Origin of the sequence: Psychromarinibacter sediminicola, assembly GCF_029168335.1 — a bacterium.
In the GTDB taxonomy this organism is placed as follows: Bacteria; Pseudomonadota; Alphaproteobacteria; order Rhodobacterales; family Rhodobacteraceae; genus Psychromarinibacter; species Psychromarinibacter sediminicola.
Genome location: NZ_JARGYC010000261.1, coordinates 1 through 337 on the forward strand (window position 1 = coordinate 1; position 337 = coordinate 337).

Sequence of the window (337 nt, forward strand, 5' to 3'; positions counted from 1 at the left end):
CTGCTGGGTCACCCGTTGTATAGCGGCCCGGATTAAGCTTTCGGCTCTCGCCCTCGTAGAGATTTGTGGCACAGAACGCCAGCCAACGAAGAACCAGTCCGCGTTCGGGACTACGGATCGGCGGCAGGAGTTCAGAGTCAGGATAATAATCGGCAAGCTGAACGATGATCGCTGAGGTCTCGGTCATGATTTGACCATCAGGAGATATCAATGTCGGCACTTGTTGTCGTGGGTTAATCGCCGAGTAAGCCTCAGACCTTTGTATACCCGTGCGAATATCTATAGTGATGATTTCATGCGGCGCGCCCACCTCGGCGAGGGTGGCACGAACAACGGC

At 54.9% G+C, this 337-nt stretch carries 1 protein-coding gene; it reads right to left on the reverse strand.

The genetic code is table 11. From position 1 onward, the window contains the following. Positions 1-337 (reverse strand): glutathione S-transferase family protein (locus tag P1J78_RS25680; RefSeq protein ID WP_275570118.1); only part of this gene is annotated, 337 nt, incomplete at both ends.